This window comes from Pseudomonas sp. GM18, from assembly GCF_000282195.1.
In the GTDB taxonomy this organism is placed as follows: Bacteria; Pseudomonadota; Gammaproteobacteria; order Pseudomonadales; family Pseudomonadaceae; genus Aquipseudomonas.
This window is the reverse complement of record NZ_AKJT01000006.1, coordinates 34,435-51,913: the sequence shown is the minus strand read 5'-3', so window position 1 is coordinate 51,913 and position 17,479 is coordinate 34,435. Positions and strand designations below refer to the sequence as shown.

The 17,479-nt window shown below is 55.2% G+C and carries 14 protein-coding genes and 2 pseudogenes; 2 read left to right on the top strand and 14 right to left on the bottom strand.

Going from position 1 to position 17,479, the window contains the following annotated elements; all coding sequences use genetic code 11:
• Nucleotides 1-261: 261 nt before the first annotated feature.
• On the top strand, nucleotides 262-1,461 hold the full coding sequence (gene fdhA, locus PMI21_RS25700; protein ID WP_007933788.1) for a formaldehyde dehydrogenase, glutathione-independent: 1,200 nt from the start codon (nucleotides 262-264) through the stop codon (nucleotides 1,459-1,461).
• 85 nt (nucleotides 1,462-1,546) lie between these two features.
• Here the strand turns inward: fdhA and PMI21_RS25705 are convergent, their stop codons facing one another.
• The 13 genes and pseudogenes from PMI21_RS25705 to PMI21_RS30035 form a co-directional block, all read right to left on the bottom strand.
• Nucleotides 1,547-2,476, bottom strand: coding sequence for a DMT family transporter (locus tag PMI21_RS25705; protein ID WP_007933786.1), 930 nt, complete (start codon nucleotides 2,474-2,476; stop codon nucleotides 1,547-1,549).
• Between the two features lie 27 nt (nucleotides 2,477-2,503).
• On the bottom strand, nucleotides 2,504-3,232 hold the full coding sequence (locus PMI21_RS30105) for a methyl-accepting chemotaxis protein (RefSeq protein ID WP_443200753.1): 729 nt from the start codon (nucleotides 3,230-3,232) through the stop codon (nucleotides 2,504-2,506).
• Between the two features lie 126 nt (nucleotides 3,233-3,358).
• Nucleotides 3,359-4,294: pseudogene (locus tag PMI21_RS30100) on the bottom strand (cache domain-containing protein); the annotation flags it as partial.
• A 264-nt stretch (nucleotides 4,295-4,558) separates the two neighbouring features.
• Nucleotides 4,559-5,572: a GlxA family transcriptional regulator gene (locus tag PMI21_RS25715; RefSeq protein ID WP_007933784.1), complete on the bottom strand. Its 1,014-nt coding sequence runs from the start codon at nucleotides 5,570-5,572 to the stop codon at nucleotides 4,559-4,561.
• 102 nt (nucleotides 5,573-5,674) lie between these two features.
• On the bottom strand, nucleotides 5,675-6,673 hold the full coding sequence (locus PMI21_RS25720) for a 4-hydroxyproline epimerase (protein WP_033063787.1): 999 nt from the start codon (nucleotides 6,671-6,673) through the stop codon (nucleotides 5,675-5,677).
• A 12-nt stretch (nucleotides 6,674-6,685) separates the two neighbouring features.
• A complete protein-coding gene (locus tag PMI21_RS25725) occupies nucleotides 6,686-7,534 on the bottom strand; it encodes an ABC transporter permease (RefSeq protein ID WP_007933780.1) in 849 nt (282 codons plus the stop codon).
• Nucleotides 7,531-8,379, bottom strand: coding sequence for an ABC transporter permease (locus PMI21_RS25730; protein WP_007933779.1), 849 nt, complete (start codon nucleotides 8,377-8,379; stop codon nucleotides 7,531-7,533). Before PMI21_RS25730 ends, PMI21_RS25725 begins: the two co-directional genes overlap by 4 nt.
• Nucleotides 8,376-9,494 carry a quaternary amine ABC transporter ATP-binding protein gene (locus PMI21_RS25735; protein ID WP_007933778.1) on the bottom strand — a complete coding sequence of 373 codons (1,119 nt, stop codon included), beginning with the start codon at nucleotides 9,492-9,494 and terminating at the stop codon, nucleotides 8,376-8,378. Before PMI21_RS25735 ends, PMI21_RS25730 begins: the two co-directional genes overlap by 4 nt.
• Before the next feature lie 75 nt (nucleotides 9,495-9,569).
• The gene (locus tag PMI21_RS25740) at nucleotides 9,570-10,421 is read right to left on the bottom strand and encodes a glycine betaine ABC transporter substrate-binding protein (RefSeq protein WP_007933777.1); all 852 of its coding nucleotides are present in this window, start codon (nucleotides 10,419-10,421) and stop codon (nucleotides 9,570-9,572) included.
• A 68-nt stretch (nucleotides 10,422-10,489) separates the two neighbouring features.
• Nucleotides 10,490-11,836 (bottom strand): NAD(P)/FAD-dependent oxidoreductase, encoded by a 1,347-nt coding sequence (locus PMI21_RS25745; RefSeq protein ID WP_007933776.1) that lies wholly within the window; start codon nucleotides 11,834-11,836, stop codon nucleotides 10,490-10,492.
• A complete protein-coding gene (locus PMI21_RS25750; RefSeq protein WP_007933775.1) occupies nucleotides 11,833-13,350 on the bottom strand; it encodes an aldehyde dehydrogenase in 1,518 nt (505 codons plus the stop codon). The genes PMI21_RS25745 and PMI21_RS25750 overlap by 4 nt, the downstream gene beginning before the upstream one ends.
• Nucleotides 13,343-14,254: a dihydrodipicolinate synthase family protein gene (locus PMI21_RS25755; protein WP_007933774.1), complete on the bottom strand. Its 912-nt coding sequence runs from the start codon at nucleotides 14,252-14,254 to the stop codon at nucleotides 13,343-13,345. The genes PMI21_RS25750 and PMI21_RS25755 overlap by 8 nt, the downstream gene beginning before the upstream one ends.
• Nucleotides 14,251-14,391: pseudogene (locus tag PMI21_RS30035) on the bottom strand (GntR family transcriptional regulator); the annotation flags it as partial. The gene PMI21_RS25755 and the pseudogene PMI21_RS30035, both read right to left, overlap by 4 nt.
• 451 nt (nucleotides 14,392-14,842) lie before the next feature.
• On the opposite strand from PMI21_RS30035, the gene PMI21_RS25760 reads away from it, so the two are divergent.
• Nucleotides 14,843-16,078: an aromatic ring-hydroxylating oxygenase subunit alpha gene (locus tag PMI21_RS25760; protein WP_007933773.1), complete on the top strand. Its 1,236-nt coding sequence runs from the start codon at nucleotides 14,843-14,845 to the stop codon at nucleotides 16,076-16,078.
• A 136-nt stretch (nucleotides 16,079-16,214) separates the two neighbouring features.
• Here PMI21_RS25760 and PMI21_RS25765 read toward each other — a convergent pair whose 3' ends face one another.
• Nucleotides 16,215-17,177 (bottom strand): LysR family transcriptional regulator, encoded by a 963-nt coding sequence (locus tag PMI21_RS25765; RefSeq protein ID WP_007933772.1) that lies wholly within the window; start codon nucleotides 17,175-17,177, stop codon nucleotides 16,215-16,217.
• Between the last annotated feature and the right edge of the window lie 302 nt (nucleotides 17,178-17,479).

The following is a 17,479-nucleotide window of genomic DNA, read 5'->3' as shown; positions in this document are numbered from 1 at the left end:
ACGTAACGGCACCAGCCACTTCTTCCAGACGACCAGCCCTGCCAACCGGGAGGGTAATTGGGTGCTAAATGCCCTCGCAGAGTGCTGATACCAGGCGTAGGATCGATACGATGACTGCTAATCACGCGTGGTTGGAAGGTGACTTCCAACCATTCTGCATTCACGCGCAAACGCAAGACATATACCGCCGCATTGTAAGGCCGCGCGACCCTTCGCAGTACAAGGGCCGTGTTCTCACAACAACAAAAGCGAGGTGAAATCATGTCTGGTAATCGTGGTGTCGTGTATCTCGGCGCAGGCAAGGTCGAGGTGCAGACCATCCCCTATCCGAAAATGGAAGACCCACGCGGCAAGCGCATTGACCATGGCGTGATCCTGCGCGTGGTTTCGACCAATATCTGCGGCTCCGACCAGCATATGGTGCGTGGCCGGACCACGGCCCAGGTCGGGCTGGTGCTTGGCCATGAGATTACCGGCGAGGTGATCGAGAAGGGCCGTGACGTGGAAAACGTGCAGATCGGTGACTTGGTTTCGGTGCCGTTCAACGTCGCCTGCGGCCGTTGTCGCAGTTGCAAGGAACAACACACTGGCGTCTGCCTGACGGTCAACCCGGCGCGCCCCGGCGGTGCCTATGGCTATGTGGACATGGGCGATTGGGTTGGCGGCCAGGCCGAATACGTGCTGGTGCCGTATGCCGACTTCAACCTGCTGAAGCTGCCCGACCGCGACAAGGCAATGGAGAAAATCCGCGACCTGACCTGCCTCTCCGATATCCTGCCGACCGGCTACCATGGTGCGGTGACCGCCGGCGTCGGCCCTGGCAGCACGGTGTATATCGCCGGTGCCGGTCCGGTCGGACTGGCTGCTGCCGCCTCCGCCCGTCTGCTGGGTGCGGCGGTGGTGATAATCGGTGACGTCAATCCGCTGCGTCTGGCACATGCCAAGGCCCAGGGCTTCGAGATCGCCGACCTGACCCTGGACACTCCGCTGCACGAGCAAATCGCCAACCTGCTCGGTGAGCCGGAAGTCGATTGTGCGGTCGATGCGGTCGGCTTCGAAGCCCGAGGCCACGGCCATGACGGCGCGCAGCACGAGGCCCCGGCCGATGTGCTCAACGCGCTGATGGGCGTGGTGCGGGTCGCCGGCAATATCGGTATCCCCGGTCTGTATGTCACCGAAGACCCGGGCGCGGTCAACAAAGCCGCCAAGCATGGCAGCCTGAACATCCGTTTCGGCCTCGGCTGGGCCAAGTCACACAGCTTCCACACCGGCCAGACCCCGACGATGAAGTACAACCGTCAGCTGATGCAGGCGATCATGTGGGACCGGATCAACATTGCCGAGGTCGTCGGCGTGCAGGTGATCAGCCTGGACGACGCGCCGCGCGGTTACCACGAGTTCGATGCCGGAGTGCCGAAGAAATTCGTCATGGATCCGCACAAGCTGTTTAGCGCGGCCTAAGGAGTAGGTTGGGAAAGGGGCAGCTTTGAGCTGCCCTTTTTTAGAAGCCAACCACACATTGAGTACTTCATACACTCAGGTAGGTTCACGCCTTCGCTTTAATCGCATAAAGCCCACCGATAATCACCAACGTGGCTCCAACAACCACCCAGGTATCAGGGCGCTCGGCAAAAACGATCACTCCAATCAACGTGGCGAACACCAGAAGCGCATAGTTGAAAGGCTGCAGGGAGGAAGCGGTCGCGTATTTCAGTGCTTGAATGAAGAGAATCTGAGCGACTACTCCCATCAATGACAGAATCCCCATCAAGAGGCCCTGGACCGGAGTCGGAACAACCCATGCGGGCAACCCCGCAAATGTGACCGTCAGTGCCCCCACACCTGCCATAAAGAGCATGTTCGTCGCAAAGGCGTCGTGCTGGCTAATCCGGCGCGTCAGTACGTTGAACACGGCGAACGCCAAAGCCGCCAGCAGCGGAATCAGCGCCGCGAGTTCAAAAACGCCCGCGCCTGGTCGAAGGATGATCAGTGTCCCGGTGAACCCGATGGCGGCGGCAATCCAGCGCCGCAGACCTATGAACTCTCCAAGCACGGCCCCCGCCAATGCCAGTGCCATCAGCGGAAATACGGCATAGAGCGCATGCATTTCGGCCAGGCCCAAATATCGTAGCCCCACTGCAAACAGTATGGTTTCACCCACGGCTAACAGCGCTCGAATGATTTGGAGCCAAGGGTGCTTACTGCGAAATGACTCTTTGCCCCTACCTTGGCAGGCAGCATATCCGAGGGCAAAAACGACAAACACCCAGTAACGAACCATGACCAGTTGGGTAACCGGGAAGTCTTTGACAAGCACCTTGGTTATTCCGTCCTGGCTCGCAAAGATAAGCATAGAAAGCAGGCATAAAAAAATCCCGAGTTGGGGCCTTGCAACCCCAGGACTAGCGGCAACGGTGGGCGTAGTTAAGTACGCCGTGTTTTTTGTTTGATCGCTCTTCAATCGCACTTCGGTCATGCCCTCCTCCTTAGCGTGTCGGCAATATCAGGTTCTGAAGCGTTTCACTAACGCATCCAGCTCAAGCGACAAGGACGCCAGGTTCTTCGAATCCCCACGCGCTGAGTTGGCCAGCTCGGCGACCAATTGTGCGTCTCCATGGATCTGGCTGATGTGGCGATTGATGTCTTCAGCGACCTGATGTTGTTCCTCGGCGGCTGTGGCAATCTGAGTGTTCATGTCGCGAATGACATCCACCGACTCTCGGATCAGACCAAAGCTGCTGCGCGCTTGGCCGATCCTGGTCACGGATTGATTCGACACGTCCAGACTGGCGTGCATCTGGTGCGCAACCGCGGCTGTGCGCTTGGCCAGATTCCCCAGCAAAGTATCGATCTCGGCGGTCGAGTCGGCTGTGCGTTTGGCCAGCGCACGGACTTCATCTGCTACAACAGCAAAGCCACGTCCTTGCTCCCCGGCTCGCGCGGCCTCAATCGCAGCGTTGAGGGCCAGCAGGTTCGTCTGTTCCGCAATCGAGCGAATGGTATCGAGGATCGACTGAATGTCGTTGCTGTCTTTTTCCAGCTGCGTCATGTCCTTGGCCGATCGGGTGATCTCGGCACTCAACTGATCAACGCTCTGCACCGCATCATCGATCTGTTGTTGACCTTCACGAGCCTGACGCTGACCACTGTCAGCAGACTCCGCAGCCTGACTGCAAGAGCGAGCCACTTCATTGGCTGTAGCGACCATCTGGTGAAAGGCCGTAGAGACCATGTCCACCGCTTCACGCTGGCGCCCGGCAGCTTCCGCCATATCGTTCGACACTTGAGTCGAGCTGGTGGAACTGTCGAGGATCCTGGTCGCCGCCAGACCAATGTGCTGTATCAGGTCGCGAATCGCCCCCAGAAACTGGTTAAACCAGCTTGCCAACTGTGCAGTCTCATCCGTGCCACGAATTGTCAGGTTTTTCGTCAAGTCGCCATCGCCTTGAGCAATGCCTTCGAGACCGCTGGAAACACCTCGAATCGGGCGCACGATAAGCGTTGCGAAGCTGGAACCAAGCATCGCGAAGATCACGGCTAACACTGTGGCGATTGCACCAATCAGCCAGGTCAAACGGGTGGCCGATACCATGACCTCGTCTTGCTTGATCAGCCCGATGAAACGCCAACCCAGCTGATCCGAAGGGAACACGTTAGCCATGAACGGCTCGCCATCGATGTTCACTTTGACCAGGCCGGAGCCCGCCTTGGCCAGCTCGCTGAAACCTTGACCCAGCTCGCCCAATTTCTTGAAGTTATGCTCCGGGCTTTTCGGATCAACCAGCACCGTACCGTTGTTCTCGATCAGCAACAAATAGCCGCTCTCCCCAAGTTTGATCTGCTTGATCATGGCCGTAAGCTGGTTCAGGGATACGTCGATGTTGACCACACCAGCGGCGGTGCCTAAAGCATTGTCAACGGTGCGAACAGTGCTCACCAGAACGGCATCGTCGCCGGCCCAGTAGTAGGCTTCAGTACGCAAGGTTTTGCCGGGATTAGCCAGAGCGAGCTTGTACCAGGGACGGGGACGCGGATCATAGTTGGCAATCTTCTGATCGCCTGGCCAGGTCGCATAAGAGCCGTTACTCAAGCCATAGGAGACATAGGTATAGGACGGATGGCTCAGGGCAAGACCGGTGAAAAACGCGAGAATCCGTTTGTCCGTATCAGACGCGGGCATGGCCGCCGACGGATCATTCATGAAGTTTTTTACATCGTGGCCGGCTGCGGTAACCACCGGGTTAGAAGCCACATACTCGACGTTCTGGCTAATGCCGTCGAAGAACAGATGCATAGCGTTGGCCACTTGACGGATTTCCCGACCGCTACTGTCAACGAAGCTACTTTCAGCGTCGCTTCGCAGATTAACGATGACCATTGCCGCGACCAGAATGATCGGCAACGAAGCAATGACTGCAAAAGCCCAAGTCAGTTTTTGTTTGATATTCATTGGGGCCCCAAGGCTAAAGAAGGTCTCGCACAAACAGCAACGGCACGAAATCGATAGCCCACCGTCGCGGTAAGTACCACCAGTCACAAAGGATTTAACAGGCGTTGTTTATTTCACCAGCCGAATTTCTTTCGAAGGCCGGTAACCAAAATAGGAGCTGTAGCACTTGCTGAAATGACTGGGAGAAACAAAACCACAGGCAACCAGAACATCGACCTGGGACAGCTCCGTGTGCTGCAGCAATCGCCGTGCCTCGGTAATGCGTAATTCCAGGTAATACCGCTGCGGCGTGGTACCCAGTTGTTCTTTGAACAAGCGCTCTATCTGTCGACGGGAACGTCCGGCATAGACCGCCAGTTGGTCCATTTGCAGCGGCTCTTCAAGGTTGGCGTCCATCAGCTTGACCACCTCTTTAAGGGGGGCGCTCAACGAGATGTTCTGCGTCGGTTTGATACGCCGATACCGCGACTCGTCAAAAGAAAGAATGTCTTCGATGCCCTCGACAAGCGCCTTGCCATGCAGCCCCTTGATCCACTCCAGGGCCATGTGAAAAGCCCCCGCCGGACTCGAAGCCGTGAGCCTGTCTCGATCCACGACAAAGGCTTCACTGGTGACATGAGTGACCTTTGAAATTTCTGCGAGCGCGGGTCGGTGCTCGGGATGAATCGCACAACGATACCCTTCAAGCAAACCTGACACGCCCAAAAACCACGCCCCATTCCATAGCCCGGCCAGTGTGATACCAAGCTCTGATGCTGTTTTCAGGAGGCTGATCAGCTCGTGATTGACTTTGAGTTCCGTCCGGTAGCCGCCGCATATGACCAACAAATTGAGGTTTTTAAGGGCTGCAACCTCCAGGCGTGCATCAGGCCGAATGACCAAGCCGAGGTCGCTGGTGACCTCACCGTCTTGCAACCCGAAGGTTTGTGAAGAGAACGACGTGGGATGCAAAAGGTTGGCGGTGACCATCGTATCGAGCGCTTGCGTAAATGCAGGCAACGAGAAGTGTTCGAGCAGTAAAAATCCTGCCCGGGCATGGGACGTCGGCGCTACTCGAATCTCACCCAGATAACGGAGGTTTTTACCCTTCATGCAGCCGCTGAAATCTCGTCGCTCGATCACTTTACGCCTCGCTTCTTTACTCTAACGAACGCAGACCTTGTGCAAATCACGGTTGACTCTTCGCCGCCGAAGAATCAACCGCTGAAGCCATGCCCAAGCTGTTTAGGCGAGCTGGAACCCGTGGGCCAGAGGGTCTTTGTCATCTACGAAAATGGTGTTGTGGCCTATGACCTCAGCCCAGCCGCTAATGCTTGGCTTCATGCCGTCAAAGGAGCCGACACTGACAGCAGCCTCGACTTTCCCCTCGTAGATCGTACCGATCAGACTTTCAAGTCGATAAATGTCGCCTGTGTTCAACCGTCCCTTTCCATACAGTTGAGCCATGCGGGCCGAGGTACCGGTGCCACCGGGAGAACGATCAATGGCTTTATCGCCATAAAACACCGCACAGCGGCCATGCACGGTTCTGCTTTGTGGTTTGTCACACCAGATAATGTGATGAACCCCGCTGATCCTGCTGTTCTCTGGATGCACAGGATCACAAATCTCTGCCAGCGCCGAGCGCAGCTTCTGGCTCAACCCCACAATGTCAGCTGTCGTCTGCCCTTCAAAACCAGCCCAGCATTCCTGTGGTTCGACCACCGCGTAGAAATTCCCACCGTAGGCGATATCCACCGTAAACGTGCCGACACCTGGCACATCCACGACCACATCAGCGCTGTGCAGGTAGCTGGCCACGTTGAATAAGCGAATGGACTCAACAAATTCGCCGCCCATGGTGTATTCGACATCGACGCGTCCTGCGGGTGTTTCAATGGCGAGCTTTCCCGGTTCACGAGGTGTAACCAGGCCCTCTTCAATGACCACGGTCGATAACCCGATCGTGCCCGCTCCACACATTGGCAGGCAGCCGCTGACTTCGATAAACAATGCACCGAAGTCGCAGTCATCACGTACCGTTGGATAGATGATGACGCCGGACATGATGTCGTGTCCCCGGGGCTCGAACATCAATGCGGTGCGTACCCAGTCATGGTCACGCACGAAAATATCGCGCCGCTGCGCCATCGATACCGAGGGCATCAGCGGTGCACCTCCCGCTACGACCCGAACCGGGTTGCCGCACGCGTGCGAATCAATGCAAAAAAAGCTGCGTCTCATACTGAAGCCCTTTCAAAGAAGTTTTCTTGGGGAATGACGCTGCAACGCACCGCGTGACAGTCGATCCAACAGCAGAGCAATAGCGACAATGGCCAGGCCAGCTCGAAGCCCTAATCCCATCTCCATCCTGGAGAGGCCTCGGGTCACTTCAGCCCCCAGACCGCCCGCCCCCACCAAACCTGCCAGCACCACCATCGCCAGGGACATGAGGATGCATTGGTTCAGGCCTACCAACAGTGTGGGTGCGGCAGTCGGCAGTTCTATCTTGAACAAAATGTCTTTGGGCGAAGCACCGGACGCCTGGCCCAACTCGAGTAGATCCTTGGGCAGCTGCTTAAAGGCAAGGGTCGTTAGCCTGAGCATCGGTGGAATGCCATACACGATGGTCGCGATGATCGCCGGCACCCGTCCCAGGCTGAACAGCATCACTGCAGGGATCAGGTAAACCCAAGGCGGCACCGTTTGCATGATGTTCAGAATCGGCAGCAATGCTTCATCGACACGCTTCACCCGGGCCGCCAAAACCCCCAGCGGAAAAGCGATGGCAACAGAGATCAGGACCGACACGCTGACGAGCGCAATTGTCTGGATGGACGCGCCCCAAAGGCCAGCGAACAAACAGAAAGCCAACATCACCGCAGCAAAAACAGCGACTCGCTTATTGGCAAAAAAGAACGCCGCTACAACGACAATGCCGATGAACAAATAGGGATGGGGAGCAAGCAACGCGCCCTCCACCGCACCCAGTACCGCCTCGATGAGCTGACTGATGCCCTTGAACAACCCATGCAAATTGGCGTTCAGCCAGTCAACGGCGGGAGCCAGGTAATCGCCTGGAGAAAACTGAATGTGCGTTGTCATTGGCAAGCCCCCACCCGCGTCCGTGCAGCGCTCTGCGCCAGACGATCCAGAATCATGGTCAGAATGACGATAGCGATGGCCGCGTTGATCGACTTGGCGATATCCAGTGTACGGATGGAACCGTAGATCGCCTCGCCCAAACCACCCGAACCCACGATGCCGGCGATGACCACCATGCCGAACGCCATCATCAGGCTTTGGTTAACGCCGGCCATAATGCTAGGCATGGCGAACGGTAAGCGGATCTTGAAAAACATCTGCATTGCGGTGACGCCGCTGGCATCTCCCAACTCGATGAACTCCCTTGGCGTCATACGAATCCCCAGGGAGGTCAGTCGTAGAGCCGGGGGAAGCGCGACGATAAAAGTCGCCAACAGCGCCGTGGCCGGGCCGTAGCCGAGCAGCGCAATGGCCGGTAGCAGGTAGATATAAGGCGGCATCGTCTGAATCAAATCCAGACAAGGATCAACCACACGATCAAAGGCAGGCGCCAGACCAGCGATGACTCCCAGCGGAATGGCGACAGCCAGTGCCAGCACGGTGGCTGTGAGCACCAGGGCAAGCGTGCTGACCGTCTCTGGCCACAAACCAATGATGTCGCAAAACAACAAGGCCAGACCGGCGAGAATCGCAAAGCGAACGCCGGCAACACGCCAGCCAATCAACGCCATGACCATCGCTACGACGTAATGCGGTGGATAGGCGATACACCACAGCACGCCCTCGTAAATACCCTTCAACACCGCATTGACGGCATCGAACACGAACTCGCCGTTATCCGAAAGCCATTCCAGTCCTGTATCAATGGAGGTATCAAACTGGCTAGAAAAATCCGGCGTGCTCATGCCGACGCCTCCATCGCATTGACGGTTGGTAATGGCGCCAATTCGTTGGGAATGCCTTGAACGCCACGCAGCAGATCACGGGGCGTAATGATCCCTGCAACTGTTCCGTTATCGACGACGGCAAGCGCGTCGCGCTCGGACTTCATCGTCAATCCGATAAGCTCATTGATATCGGCGTCAAGCGTGGTTTTGGTGAGCCTGGTGATGTCGCAAGTCGGGTGTGCTGCCTTGTAGGCCTGGACAGACGTCATGACCGAGTGAGCCTTCACCAGATGCAATCGGGAAATGCCGGCGACAAATTCCGCCACGTAGTCGTCAGCCGGATTGAGCACGATCTCCTCGGCGGTGCCGACCTGAATGATGGCGCCATCTTTCATGATCGCGATGCGGTCACCGATGCGGATGGCCTCGTCCAGGTCGTGGGTAATGAAGACCGCAGATTTGCCCAGCTCCTTGGTGAGCTGGCGGAACTCATCCTGCAACTGCCGGCGAATCAGCGGATCAAGCGCACTGAACGGCTCATCCATCAGAATGACTTCCGGGTCGGCAGTGAGTGCACGTGCCAGCCCGACTCGCTGCTGCATGCCCCCGGACAGCTCGCTTGGATAGCGTGAAGTCCACTCGCTCAAACCAACCTTCGCCAGCGCCTGCTCGGCCACGTTGTAACGTTCGGCCTTGCCCACGCCCTGCACTTCCAACCCAAATGCCGTGTTCTCCAGAACCGTACGGTTGGGCAGCAAGGCAACGCTCTGAAAGACCATACCGATGTGACGCGCCCTCACCTCTCGCAGCTGTGCGGGCGACAAGGAAGAAACGTCCTTGCCTTTGACCAGCACTTTCCCCGAACTCGGGGTGATCAGCTTGTTGAGCAGCCTTATCAGGGTGGATTTGCCACTGCCGGACAAACCCATGATGCAAAAGATTTCCCCCCGGCGAACCTGGAGACTGACATCGGAAACCCCGACCACGCAGCCGTAGTTTTGCAGGATCTGGGTCTTTGAAAGACCCTGCTGAACAACAGCGTCCATGGCTGCCGGTGCATTTTTACCGAAGATTTTCCAAACCGACTGGCAATCCACCAGCACTTCGTCAGTATTAATTGTAGCCATCGTCATTTCGCAATCCATCGAACCAGTTGTTTGCTGGCTTCTCTAATTAATCAAAGGGCGGCAGTGGCAAACAAACAAAACTCAATAGTTCTTGATATTTCCCCAACGACTTACAAGTTCTGTATGGCCATCTACCCAGCCCTTGATGGCCTCATCCATGGTCTTGCCATCCTTGACTTCGGCATTCATCGCAGTGATGTCCGTGATGGGCACATAAACACTGGCCATCAGTTCGCGCGCACGCGGATTGGCTTCGGCGAAGCCTTTGTGACCGATCCAGTAATAACCCTGCAATGGCGGGAAGATCCCTTTTGGATCTTTCAGGAACTTGAGATCAAACTTCTTGGTCATCCATGAAGGATCCCAGACGGTTACCGCCACCCATTCCTTGCGGTCGACTGCCGACTTTAAAGCCGCGGTCATTGCGGAAGTACTGCCTTCGACCAGCTTGAGCTTGATGTCATACGCTTTGACGACATTGTTCGCATCACTCATCAAACCCGAACCCGGCTCGATGCCAATGATTCTATTCCCCAGTTTTTCCGAGTTTGCGTTCAGCTGTTCAATGGAATCGATATCTACGTAACTGGGTACTGCCATACCCTGATAAAGACCATAGGAGACCGGCGACAGCTTCTCGATTTTGTTTTTGTTCTTTTTCCAGTAATCGGCTGCAGCGTAATCAGTCTGGGATGCCAACACCTGAACATCCCCTTTGCTGAGTGCAGCATAGGCGATACCCCACTCGGAAAACTCCACGACTTTTACGGTGTACCCCGCGTTCTCAAGTACTTTCTTGGTTATGCCGGTAATGGGCACCAAGTCCTCCCAGGACATAGTCCCCATTACGATGGTTTTTTCTTCTGCCTGTGCCTGCAAACTCATCATGCCCACAAGCGCGAGCGCGCAGAATGCCTTCCAAATATTCTTCATGGATTAATCCGTTCTTATTAGTGACTTATTAAACGGCCTTTCCAGGAAAAGCCGACAACTTAAACTTGTTAACCTTCTCGCCCGGCCCAAAACTCATGCCAACGAATGACCGAACTGACGCCCAGCTTCGTTATTATTTTGGGGGGTAGCCTGCTGGGTCCTGGCGCGTGACTGAAACTATCCAGAAAATCAGAACGTGTACCCGAAGCCAACTCCGCCGCCATCACACCTGCGAGGGTACTCTTGACCGTTCCCAACCCATTTTCGCAGCAAGCCGAATAGAGATTTTCTTCGATCTCGCCAAATGCAGCGGCGCTGTTACGGCTCAAACACAGACGACCGGCCCAGCTGAACTCCAACGGAGTGGATTTCAGTTCTGGAAAGCGTGCATCCAAGGAATGTCGCTGCTCTTTGGCAACCGTAGCTACACGCTCTGGAGTGACCTGGATACTCGGGTCATAGGTGAACTTTGTCCGGATGACGATACGTGAGAGACCGTCTGAAGAGATCTTGCGAACGGTCGCTCCCATGGGATCAGCCGGCAACAATGCCCACTTGGCTTTACCCGGCACGTCTTTCTTGAATGCGTCATCACTGTACGCTGCCGTCATGGAGGCGTACGTAAAGACGTGCAGCAGGCGCCCTTGATAATGACCAAAGTCTTCAATGTGGCCGTTGACCGCCAGAATGATCTTGGGCGCATTAACAACCCCGCGATGAGACCGAGCTGTCCAGCCGCTACCCCGCTTCGACAATTCAATAATTGGAGAGCGCTCAAAGAGAGTGATTTTCCCTTCCAGCCCTGCTGCCAGGTCTCTGATGTATTGTGCGGGTTGAATCAACACTGCGCCGGGGGTATAGATCCCACCCTGGTAATAAGTGGACCCCGTGATTTCACGCATTTGCACTGCATCAAACATCTCGAACTTTTCGCCAATGCGCTCAAGGGATTTGGCGTAATTGACGTTCAGCTTTAATCCACGCTCAGTGGCGGCAGCGTTGATCTTCCCTGAAGGGTCAAAGGTGTCTGCGGACATGCCGTACTCGCGTGCGGCTTGTGCGGCAAAATCAATCGCGAAACGATTTTGCGTGATTTCCAGAGCGGTTGCGGACTCACTGGCAACGGAATACTCCCCGGACGACAAACTGTGTGGCACATCGATCATGAAGCCAGAGTTTCTGCCTGCTGGCCCCTTGGCAACTTCATGAGCATCGACCACAACAATGCTGTCACCCGGGTGTAACTGCGAAAGCCTGCGAGCGGCAGAAAGGCCGGCAAAACCGGCACCGATAATCAGCCAATCCGCCGACACGTTTCCATCAAGCATGCGGACAGGCGCAGTGCGTGCGGAAATCGCCTCCCAACCTGAAACCCCGGTGTCTACCGGCAGGCGCTTGATGGTATGGGTGCTCATTTTTCGGTCTCTTCATCCGACCGATCAGACACATCGATCCAGATGGTTTTGATTTCGGTGTACTGGTCATGGGCAAAAATGGATTTGTCCCGACCGCCGAACCCTGACTCTTTGTAGCCGCCGAATGGCGTCGACGCATCGCCCTCGCCAAAACAGTTCACGGTGACGATGCCGGCGCGGATTTCTCGCGACAATTTGATCGCCCGGCGCAGGCTGCCGGTATAAACCGAGGCCGCCAGGCCGTATACCGTGTCATTGGCCAGGGCGATTGCTTCGGAGATCGTGTTAAACGTGGTGACCGAAAGAATCGGGCCAAAGATCTCTTCCTGGAACAACCGACTGTCTCGATCCACACCGTCAATCACGGTCGGCTCGACGAAGGCACCGTCTTTGGTTGCGCCGCCGTACACCACTTCAAGCTTCCCGGCGGTGGCGTGCTCAAGGTACGACTTCACTTTTGCGAAATGCTCCGGGCTGACCAACGACCCTACGCGGTTTTCCGGATCCAGTGGATCGCCCATCTTCCATTCGCGGATGTAGGCACCCATGCGCTGCAGCAACTCATCCTTGACGGACTCCTGGACGATCAGGCGCGAGGTCGCGGAGCAGTTTTCGCCCATGTTCCAGAACGCGCCATTGACGACATGCTGAGCGACGAGATCCAGGTCTTGAGCATCGTCCATCACCACGGCCGGATTTTTCCCGCCGCACTCAAGCACGATGCGTTTCAGGTTCGAATCAGCAGCGTAATGCAGGAAACGACGGCCAGTCGCGGTGGAGCCGGTGAAGCTCACCATGTCGACGTCGTTATGCAAGCCAATCGGTTCGCCGACTTCTTTGCCGGTGCCGGTCACAATGTTGAGCACGCCAGCGGGAACACCCGCTTCAAACGCCAGCTCCGCGACACGCAACGTGGTCAGCGTGGTCTGTTCGGCTGGTTTGATGATGACCGAGCAGCCTGCGGCAAGCGCCGGGCCAATTTTCCAGGCCAGCATCAGCAGTGGGAAGTTCCAGGGCAATACGCAACCCACAACGCCAATCGGCTCACGGACCACCATGGTCAGCGCGTCGCTGCCCACCGGGGCGGTGTTGTCATAAATCTTGTCGATCAGTTCTGCGTGCCAGCGCAGGGTGTGAATAGTGTCCGGCACGTCCACCAACTGGCATTCACTGACGGGTTTACCGCTATCGAGACTCTCGAGGACGGCCAGTTCGTGTTGATGGCTTTCAAGCAGGTTCGCGAATTTCAGCAGAACAGCTTTGCGCTCCCTGGGAGATATCGATCTCCAGCGGCCATCCTCGAAGGCCTCTTTAGCATTAGCGACCGCAAAGTCGACGTCCTCAGATGAACAGGCGGCGATATTTGCCAAAAACTCACCTGTCGCCGGATTGGTCGTGGCGAAGGTTTTGCCAGAGATGGCTGATCTGAACGCGCCATTGATGAATGCGTTGGAAGGAAACGAAATGTTTTTCGCGAGGGCCGCGTATTCGGCCTTGCTCAGAAGATCACCCATGGCTGGCTCCCGAAGTGATGTTGGCTACGTTGCGTTTAAGTTCGGCGATGACCGAGGCAAGGCTTTGCTTTTCTTCGGCATGAAGCGGCTGGAGCGGCAACCGCACATCCCCTACTTTCAGTCCGTTAAGCTCGCAACCGTACTTGATCGACTGCACGAACTTGCCGCCATCCAGCGCATTCATCAGCGGCATCATTGCTGACATGATCTGGCGGCCCTTGTCGAAGTTCTTTTCGATCACGCACGCCTCATAAAGCGCTACGTGCTCCCTCGGCAGGAAGTTCGATCCCGCACAGACCCAACTTCTGGCGCCCCAGGCAAAAAACTCCAGCGCTTGATCGTCCCATCCGCATGACAGTGCGATATTCGGAAACTCGCGAGCGAGCAGATGCACTTGCCCCATGTCGCCGGAACTTTCCTTGATGGCCACGACGTTTTTCGATTGGCTCACACGGGTGAAATAGTCCGCGTCCATAGAAACGCACATGCGCCCCGGGTAGTTGTAAAGCATGATCGGCAGATTGGCCGCGCGATCAATGGTCAGGGCGTGGATCGCGTTTTCCTCGGACGTCGGCAACGCATACGGCGGAGAAGTGACAAGAATGGCGTCCGCATTGATAGCCTTGGCATCTTTCGCGTACTGAACAGAATCTTCAGTGCGAATCGCGCCGGTGCTGATGATCAGCTGCGTCCGCGTGCCAATGACATCTTTCGCATAAGCGGCGAGCTCAGTACGCTCTTCTGAAGTCTGCGCATAATATTCGCCGGTCGACCCGCCGATAATAATGCCGTGTACCTTCGCCTCAATCAGCGACTCCAAAACTTCCGAGTACACACTCCAGTCGATCTCCCCGTCAGGTTTATGAGGAGTTACTGCTGGCGTATAAATACCTTCAAATTTCAAGATAAATTCTCCGAATGCGAGTTACGTGGAAGATCAACGAGCGCGTCAGCCTTGATGCCTTGAGGCGCAATAAAAATTTCCATGTTTTCACGGGACTGTTGCCAGCATTCAAACACGAGATCAATTACCGCACTTTCGACCTCTAAAAGAGGTTGTTTTGCTGCCAGGCACCGTTAACTGTTGAATTCAGACTCGCATGGGGCAATAGAGTGGTCAATAGCGTGTATTTCTCGCGCATGCATCTTTAAGGCGATATAGAGCCGAGGAAGAAAAATTATTTTCTCTTTAAATTCAACATATTACGATTTTTCCCTCATAGCTCAGTTATCAATCGATAACATTTGTTTATGCATTGATAAGCGGAAAAGTTTCTTGTTGGGGTGTGATTGCCGACGTAGTCTTTAGAACAGCGATATTTTACCGGTGAATTAGCGCTTGAAGACTTCCGGGTACGACCGTCCATATTGGCGACCCGTTTGCCCAAGCTCGATTTAAACGCTGTAGAAACGAACTCAAAGACCGTTTAGCCTCACTGACCTGAGCCGACTGAACGTGTCGCCCCCCCCTGGTTTTTGGAGTGTGTTGACCGTGAGCACTAAATCGGCAGTTTCAAATCTTATTGCGCAGCGCAAACCTGACCATGCGCTGCCGGGTGCCCTTTATAGCAACCCAGACGTCTATCGGCAGGATCTGGAACAGATTTGGCACAAAAGCTGGATCTTCGCAGGGCATACATTTGAGCTGGAAAAGTCGGGCCAGTACCTGTCGCTGCAAGTCGGCGATTATCCCGTCGCCGTCGTCCGTGGCGCAGATAAACAGATTCGTGCATTCCACAACGCTTGTCGCCACCGCGGCTCCAAGGTCTGTCCGGAAGCCAGCGGCAAGGTCGCCAAGCTGGTATGCCCTTACCACAAATGGACATTCGAGCTGGACGGTAAACTGCTTTTCGCCGGGAACATGGGGGACGATTTCGACAAGTCTCAGCATGGGCTGAAACCCGTCCATTGTGAGGTAGTCGAGAGCTACATCTATGTATGCGTAGCTGACGTAGCCCCTGATTTTTCATCATTCAGAAAAGCTCTGACTCCTTTCGTTGCGCCTCATAACCTGGATGATTGCAAAGTCGCGTTCGAGTCGAACATCATCGAGAAGGGAAACTGGAAACTGGTTTTCGAGAACAACCGCGAGTGCTACCACTGCGATTTTACCCACCCGGAATTGATGCACTCATTCGTGGACAACCCATCAGTGGGCGGCGCTGGCGGTGATGAGGATCTCGAACTCAAGGAGCATTGGGATCGCTGCGAAGCGGCAGGCCTGCCTAGCCGACTGGTCATGGACGAGGATGGTCGTTTCCGAATGACTCGCATACCACTGTTTTCAGGGGCCGTCAGCTACACGATGGATGGCAAGCCTGCGGTATCAGGCCGGTTGGACACCACGGGTGAAGCCAACATCGGTGCCCTGCTTTATTTCAATTACCCATCGACCTGGAACCACTTTCTGGGTGATCACGCGCTGAGCTTCCGCGTCCTGCCTCTCGGCCCGAACGAGACGATGGTCACTACGAAATGGATTGTTAAGAAAGACGCACAGGAAGGTGTCGACTACGATCTCGATCGACTCACCAAGGTTTGGCTTGCCACCAATGATCAAGACCGCACATTGGTCGAAGGCGCACAGGTCGGGGTTAACTCTCCAGCTTACGAGCCAGGGCCGTTATCGGTGGCCAGCGAAATTGGCGTGTGTCAGTTTGATGATTGGTACTGCAAAACGATGCTTGAGCAACTCAATGACACGATCCCGTTAAGGTCTGTCGGGTAAGGGCAACACTGCCGGTGGTGAGAACCACGAATTATCACCACCGGCCTACCTTTGTTTTTTCTTCGAACATTGCGAGCGGTGTCTTCTTACACCCTCCCCTTGTCGGCGTAAAAATTCCCGCCGCCGTCAGTACCGTTCAAACGGCTTTTGAGAACTGCGCGAGAATCCAGTCTCGTAGTCGACAACACGCTTCATCATTCACCCGGTCTTCACGAAAAGTAAGATAGTGCTGGCTCTCATGAAGAACCACTTCCTCTTCGACCGGACGAACCAGTGATCCGTTTTCGATCAGGTTTTCAACCAGATGATTCCATCCAAGAGCTACTCCCTGGTGGGTCAACACCATGCTTATCACCAGGTTGTAGTCGTTTGCATTGAAAACGTGAGGGCTATCGTGAGGCCGCTTTTCAATATCGACATCGTGATAAGCCAGCCAAACGCCCCAATCGACGTGCTCCGCCACCTGGGATCTGCCATAGGGGCTGAGATTTAGCAAAACCCCATCGCGCAACCCTTCCAGGCTGGACAGCTCAGGATGCTCCTCTTTATATCGAGGTGTGCACACCGGGTAGATGACATCATGAAACAACGGATAGCTACGATAACCATCCTGAACCTTGGCCATCTTGGTGATGAAGATGTCCGGTGTTACACCGGGCTCCATCGACAAAAAGTTTTGAGTGGTCACCAGGTTCAGATCGATGTCGGCGTTCTGAGTGAAAAAACCCGGCAGCTTGGCTGCTAGCCAAAGAGCCGAAAATGCTGGAGAACAGCAAAGCGTCAGCGTGCGCTTGCCTGCATTGTTGGTGCGGATGCGCTCCGCCGCCTGGGAAATGTTTACGAAGGATAGCTGCGCGGCATCGAAAAAAATGGAGCCGGCCTCAGTCAGTTCGACCGCTCGACCGACCCTCTTGAAGAGATCAACCCCAAGGTACGTTTCAAGCTCCCGTATCTGACGACTGATTGCCGCCTGAGTAACGCACAGCGCCTCTGCCGCTCGCGTGAAACTCTGATATTTGGCGGCGGCTACGAATGACTTGACTGCTTTCAGAGACGGCATTTTCAGCAACGTCATGTCTGGATCGATGTGCTTAACCATAACCTAGAGTATTCAATGTCCGGTTCGAGGCCCCTGGAAAGGACCTTAAGGGATGAGATCGGCGGGAGGATTCCACCTGGAGCGTACGCTTGAGAGTAGCTGAAAGAGAAGGTCTAAGACAGGGGGAACGGCGCTTCGCTTAATAACAGGCACTGCCGGCATCGAAAATGGACATCAACGCAGAATCGATAACATGAGGTTATTGATTGGTCAGAATAAATGTTGTTAGACGCTGACTCTATTAGGTAATAACTTGGTTCTCAAGGTACTGCTCAATTCAGCGCCGACAAAAACAAAAATAA